The organism is Pseudomonas sp. NPDC089530 (assembly GCF_050280705.1).
GTDB lineage: Bacteria > Pseudomonadota > Gammaproteobacteria > Pseudomonadales > Pseudomonadaceae > Aquipseudomonas.
The window spans coordinates 3269-8088 of record NZ_JBNNVU010000147.1 but is presented as its reverse complement, the minus strand read 5'-3'; the positions used below and the strand labels follow the sequence as shown (position 1 = coordinate 8088).

Here is a 4820-nt window from a genome sequence, read left to right as displayed (position 1 = left end):
CATGGCCGCGAGCCCCTGGCGACGGGCCTTTTCCGCCAGCAACGGAAGACCGGTCTGGAACGCCAGCAAGGAATAACCATGGCCTTCTTTTGCTCGCGTGCACCGGATTCGATGTCCAGGTCGTAGAGGCGTTGGCCATCTACCAGTGCAACACGCAACTCTTCGGGTTGAGTTGCGTTAATCAGCATTCTTTTCATGTAGTACCGTCGGTTTCCGGGCTGCCGGAAACGGCGTTCGGCACACACGACTTCTCACGGTCGGTGTCAGGTGCGTCAGGAGCGGTTGAGCGCTCCAGTGTCTAGCGAGATCCGGCCAGTTGGGGCGAATTCGCGACTCACGCGTCCTGCTTGCTGGGGTGACAAAAGGCACCTCTTAAGCAAAAGCTCAATCAGGAGGAGGAATCAACCGGTGGCTGTGGACGATATGAAGCGTCTTGAACAAGCCTAATGCTACACAGTCCGACGGTTGTGCATCTCCACCCTACACGTATCCCTGATAATTCGGGTGCTGCCGCGCGCAGATTCCGCAGCGGGTTGGCATTTACCGTGAGCTCCGAAAGGGGAGGTCACGCATCATGGCTAATTTAGGCGGTGTTTCCGAAGCGTTCGCTCGGGTTCGTCCGTAGCTGACTGCACTTTGTGAACTGGCCGTTAATATTTGCTCGAAAGGCGAGTGCAAACTCTGCTTTTCGGCGGGCTTCAGGCCTCATGTCACCTGCGCTTGTTACAACTGCAAAACTCTACCGTTCGTAGCGAAAGCCCCGTAGGACGGCCTTGCGTCCTGGTGAATTGCGTTGGTCAGGGCCGGCTGTTGGCCGTTGGTCCGCTGTCCAGGCCGCTTTTGGCGGCGTTCGCGACTATAGCAGTAATCATTAAGTGCTTCAAATCCATAAAAAATTGTTATCATTTGCGCCATGACGACTACAGCCCCTTCGACCCCAGGCGTTCAACTGCTTGAGGTCTCGCCGGAATATGCCGGCCAACGAATCGACAATTTCCTCCTCGCTCGGCTCAAAGGCGTGCCCAAGACCTTGATTTATCGCATTTTGCGCAAAGGCGAAGTGCGAGTGAACAAGGGCCGGATCAAGCCTGAATACAAGCTGCAGGCGGGCGATATCGTGCGCGTGCCGCCTGTGCGCGTGCCAGAGCGTGACGAGCCTGTGCCGGTGGCGCAGGGGCTGTTGCAGCGCCTGGAAGCGTCGATTGTCTACGAAGACAAAGCCCTGATCGTGATCAACAAGCCCGCTGGCATCGCTGTGCACGGCGGCAGCGGGTTGAATTTCGGGGTCATCGAAGCCTTTCGTCAGTTGCGTCCGGATGCCAAGGAGCTGGAGCTGGTGCATCGCCTCGACCGCGATACCTCCGGCCTGCTGATGATCGCCAAGAAGCGCAGCATGCTGCGTCACTTGCATGAGGCCTTGCGTGGCGACGGTGTCGACAAGCGTTACATGGCGCTGGTTCGTGGCAATTGGGCGACTTCGGTCAAGCAGGTCCGCGCGCCGCTGCTCAAGAGCAACCTGCGTTCCGGCGAGCGTATGGTCGAGGTGAACGAAGAGGGCAAGGAGGCCTTGACCCTGTTCAAGGTGCTGCGCCGTTTCGGTGACTTCGCCACCATGGTCGAGGCCAAGCCGGTGACCGGTCGCACCCACCAGATTCGGGTGCATACCCTGCACGCCGGGCATTGCATCGCCGGTGACAGCAAGTACGGCGATGACGATTTCACCAAGGAAATTCGCGACCTGGGCGGCAAGCGCCTGTTTCTGCATGCCTACATGCTGACCGTGCCGCTGCCCGATGGCGGTGAGCTGAAGTTGCAAGCGCCGGTGGACGAGATGTGGGCCAACACCGTGGAGCGTCTCAGTGCACCCTGATTACAAGCTGCTGATCTTCGATTGGGATGGCACCCTGGCCGATTCCATTGGTCGGATCGTCGAGTCGATGCATGTGGCCTCCGATCGTTCGGGGTTCGCCCGCTGCGATGATTTTGCGGTCAAGGGCATCATCGGTCTGGGGCTGCCGGAGGCGATTCGTACGCTGTATCCGGAAATCGGCGATGCCGAACTGGTCGATTTCCGCCAGCACTATGCCGATCACTACATCGCCCTCGAGGCCGAGCCTTCTCCGCTGTTCGCGGGGGTGGTGCAGTCCCTCGAAGCGTTTCGGTGCGAGGGGTATCATCTGGCGGTGGCGACCGGCAAGGCGCGTCGTGGCCTGGATCGGGTGTTGAGGGCCCATGGCTGGGAGGATTATTTCGATATCACCCGGGCCGCCGACGAAACCGCGAGCAAGCCTCATCCGTTGATGCTCGAGCAGATCCTGGCGCATTGCGAGGTGCGTCCCGAGCAGGCGTTGATGGTGGGGGATTCCTCCTTCGACCTGCTGATGGCGCGCAACGCAGGCATGGCGTCGGTTGCGGTCAGTTATGGCGCCCAGTCGCTGGAGGCCTTGCAGGCTTATGAACCGCGCCTGGCTATCGATAGTTTTCCTCAGTTGCATGCCTGGCTCAGCCAGCGGAGCAACTGAGCTTTTCGGGGTTGAAAAAGCATGACCGACGAATGGAAGGCGCCCACTAAAGCGGCTGCCGACAATGCTGACGATAAAAGCTGGAAGTTGCTGGAAAAGACCCTGCTGGCCGGTGTGCAAGAGCAGCGCCGCTCACGGCGTTGGGGGATTTTCTTCAAGCTCATGACCTTCGTTTATCTGTTTTTGGCGCTGCTGTTCTTCACACCATTGATGGATATGGAAAAGAACGCCACCCGCGGGGCCAGCTACACGGCGCTGATCGAAGTGTCAGGCTTGATCGCGGACAAGGAGCCGGCGAGTGCCGATAACATCGTCACCAGTCTGCGAGCGGCGTTCGAGGATGCGAAGGTCAAGGGCATTGTGCTGCGGATCAACAGTCCGGGTGGCAGTCCGGTGCAGTCGGGTTATGTCTATGACGAAATCCGTCGTCTGCGTGGCTTGCATCCGAATACCAAGGTGTACGCGGTGATCTCCGATCTCGGGGCTTCCGGCGCCTATTACATCGCCAGCGCTGCCGATCAGATCTATGCCGACAAGGCGAGTCTGGTGGGGTCCATTGGTGTCACGGCGGCCGGTTACGGTTTTGTCGGCACCATGGAGAAGCTCGGGGTAGAGCGTCGTACCTACACTTCGGGCGAACACAAGTCGTTCCTTGATCCGTTCCAGCCGCAAAAGCCTGAGGAAACCCAGTTCTGGCAGGGCGTGCTGGATACCACCCATCGCCAGTTCATTGCCAGCGTCAAACAGGGGCGTGGCGAGCGTCTCAAGGATAAAGATCATCCGGAGTTGTTCTCTGGCCTGGTCTGGTCCGGCGAGCAGGCGTTGCAACTGGGGTTGATCGATGGTCTGGGTAGTGCCAGCTCGGTTGCCCGGGATGTGGTCGGCGAGAAGGACCTGGTGGACTTCACTGTTCAAGAGTCGCCGTTCGATCGCTTCTCGAAGAAGCTGGGTGCCAGCGTTGCCGAGCACCTGGCCATGTGGATGGGCTTCCAGGGGCCGACGCTACGCTGATTGTGCGGTTATCGAAAAAGCCGACCTTGTGGGTCGGCTTTTTTATGGGCGTGAGTCAGGGGATTTCAACGCCTTCGATAAGCAGCATGTCCACTAGGCGGATCAGTGGCAGGCCGATCAGGCTGCTGGAGTCTGTGCCCTCGGTACTGCGGAACAGGCTGACGCCCAGGCCTTCGGCCTTGAAGCTGCCGGCGCAGTCGTAGGGTTGTTCGGCGTGCAGGTAGCGCTCGACGCGGGCAGGGCTCAGCTCGCGCATATGCACGGTGAAGGGGATGCAGTCCACCTGGCAGTGGCCGGTCTTGCTGTTGAGCAGGGCCAGGCCGGTAAGGAAGCTCACGCTGGCGCCGCTGGCGGCGAGCAATTGCTCGCGGGCCTTTTCGAAGGAGTGGGGCTTGCCGATAATGCGCTCGCCGAGTACCGCGACCTGGTCGGAACCAATGATCAGGTGCTCTGGGTGGGTGGCGGCCAGTGCCTGGGCCTTCTCTGCGGCCAAGCGTTTGACCAGGTCGATGGCGGATTCCCCGGGGCGACGGCTTTCGTCGATATCCGGTGAGTTGCAGGTGAATGGCAGGCGCAGGCGGGTGAGCAATTCGCGGCGGTAGGTCGAGCTTGAGGCAAGTAATAAAGGCAGCATGCGCATCTCCTGAGGCAGGCCGCGAATTCTAGCGGGGCTGGCAAGTGACGCACAGGGCTGAATTTCCTTTGACATGGCCGGGGGCATCCCTATAATGCTGCGCCTATGTTGAATGACCCGATTCCACCTCACGTTGACCCGCGCAAATTGGCTGACCGTGGCACCACCCTTCAAGGTGAACTGCTGCTGGCTGATTTGGAGAGACTCTGCGACCCGCTTTCCGACAATGTCGGTACGGTGCAGGCTAAATTCGTTTTCGAGCGTGACGAGCGTAAAGCTGTAGTTATCCACAGCTCCATCGACGTCGAAGTCAAAATGGTTTGCCAGCGTTGTCTTGAGCTGGTCACCCTGCCGATCCACAGTGAGTGCAGTTACGCTGTGGTGAAGGAGGGTGCGAATACCCAGTCGTTGCCGAAAGGTTATGACGTGCTGGAACTGGGCGAAGATCCTTTGGATCTGCAGGCGTTGATCGAGGAAGAGCTTTTGCTTGCCTTGCCCATCGTGCCTGCTCATCATCCGGAAGAATGCCAGCAGCCGGCGGGGCTCGATGAGCCCGAACCGAGCGAGGACGAGGTAACGCGGTCCAACCCGTTCAGTGTATTGGTGCAATTTTGGTGGGGGCGCTTTGCGCCTCGATTCTCTCAGGCCGCCAA

6 protein-coding genes are annotated in these 4820 nt (G+C 59.4%); 4 read left to right on the top strand and 2 right to left on the bottom strand.

The features are described from left to right. Positions 1 to 197 (bottom strand): hypothetical protein (locus ACQKQA_RS28900; protein WP_427564612.1); only part of this gene is annotated, 197 nt, incomplete at its 3' end. Between the two features lie 716 nt (positions 198 to 913). Between ACQKQA_RS28900 and rluC the strand changes: the two genes are divergently transcribed. From rluC to sppA, 3 genes are read left to right on the top strand one after another with little or no spacing between them, the layout of a single operon-like run. Further along, on the top strand, positions 914 to 1870 hold the full coding sequence (gene rluC, locus ACQKQA_RS28895) for a 23S rRNA pseudouridine(955/2504/2580) synthase RluC (protein ID WP_427564611.1): 957 nt from the start codon (positions 914 to 916) through the stop codon (positions 1868 to 1870). Continuing rightward, a complete protein-coding gene (locus ACQKQA_RS28890; protein ID WP_427564610.1) occupies positions 1860 to 2522 on the top strand; it encodes an HAD-IA family hydrolase in 663 nt (220 codons plus the stop codon). The genes rluC and ACQKQA_RS28890 overlap by 11 nt, the downstream gene beginning before the upstream one ends. A gap of 21 nt (positions 2523 to 2543) precedes the next feature. Further along, the gene (gene sppA / locus ACQKQA_RS28885; RefSeq protein WP_427564609.1) at positions 2544 to 3533 is read left to right on the top strand and encodes a signal peptide peptidase SppA; all 990 of its coding nucleotides are present in this window, start codon (positions 2544 to 2546) and stop codon (positions 3531 to 3533) included. A 55-nt stretch (positions 3534 to 3588) separates the two neighbouring features. On the opposite strand, the gene ACQKQA_RS28880 is transcribed toward sppA, so the two are convergent. Then, the gene (locus ACQKQA_RS28880; protein ID WP_427564608.1) at positions 3589 to 4167 is read right to left on the bottom strand and encodes a Maf family protein; all 579 of its coding nucleotides are present in this window, start codon (positions 4165 to 4167) and stop codon (positions 3589 to 3591) included. A gap of 105 nt (positions 4168 to 4272) precedes the next feature. Between ACQKQA_RS28880 and ACQKQA_RS28875 the strand changes: the two genes are divergently transcribed. Then, the coding region (locus ACQKQA_RS28875) for a YceD family protein (protein ID WP_427564607.1) at positions 4273 to 4820 on the top strand (548 nt) is incomplete at its 3' end.

What these genes read in the sequence shown, in the direction of transcription:
- sppA (WP_427564609.1), top strand. Translation starts at nt 2,544, where the DNA reads ATGACCGACGAATGGAAGGCGCCCACTAAAGCGGCTGCCGACAATGCT.
- rluC (WP_427564611.1), top strand. Translation starts at nt 914, where the DNA reads ATGACGACTACAGCCCCTTCGACCCCAGGCGTTCAACTGCTTGAGGTC.
- ACQKQA_RS28880 (WP_427564608.1), bottom strand. Translation starts at nt 4,167, where the DNA reads ATGCTGCCTTTATTACTTGCCTCAAGCTCGACCTACCGCCGCGAATTG.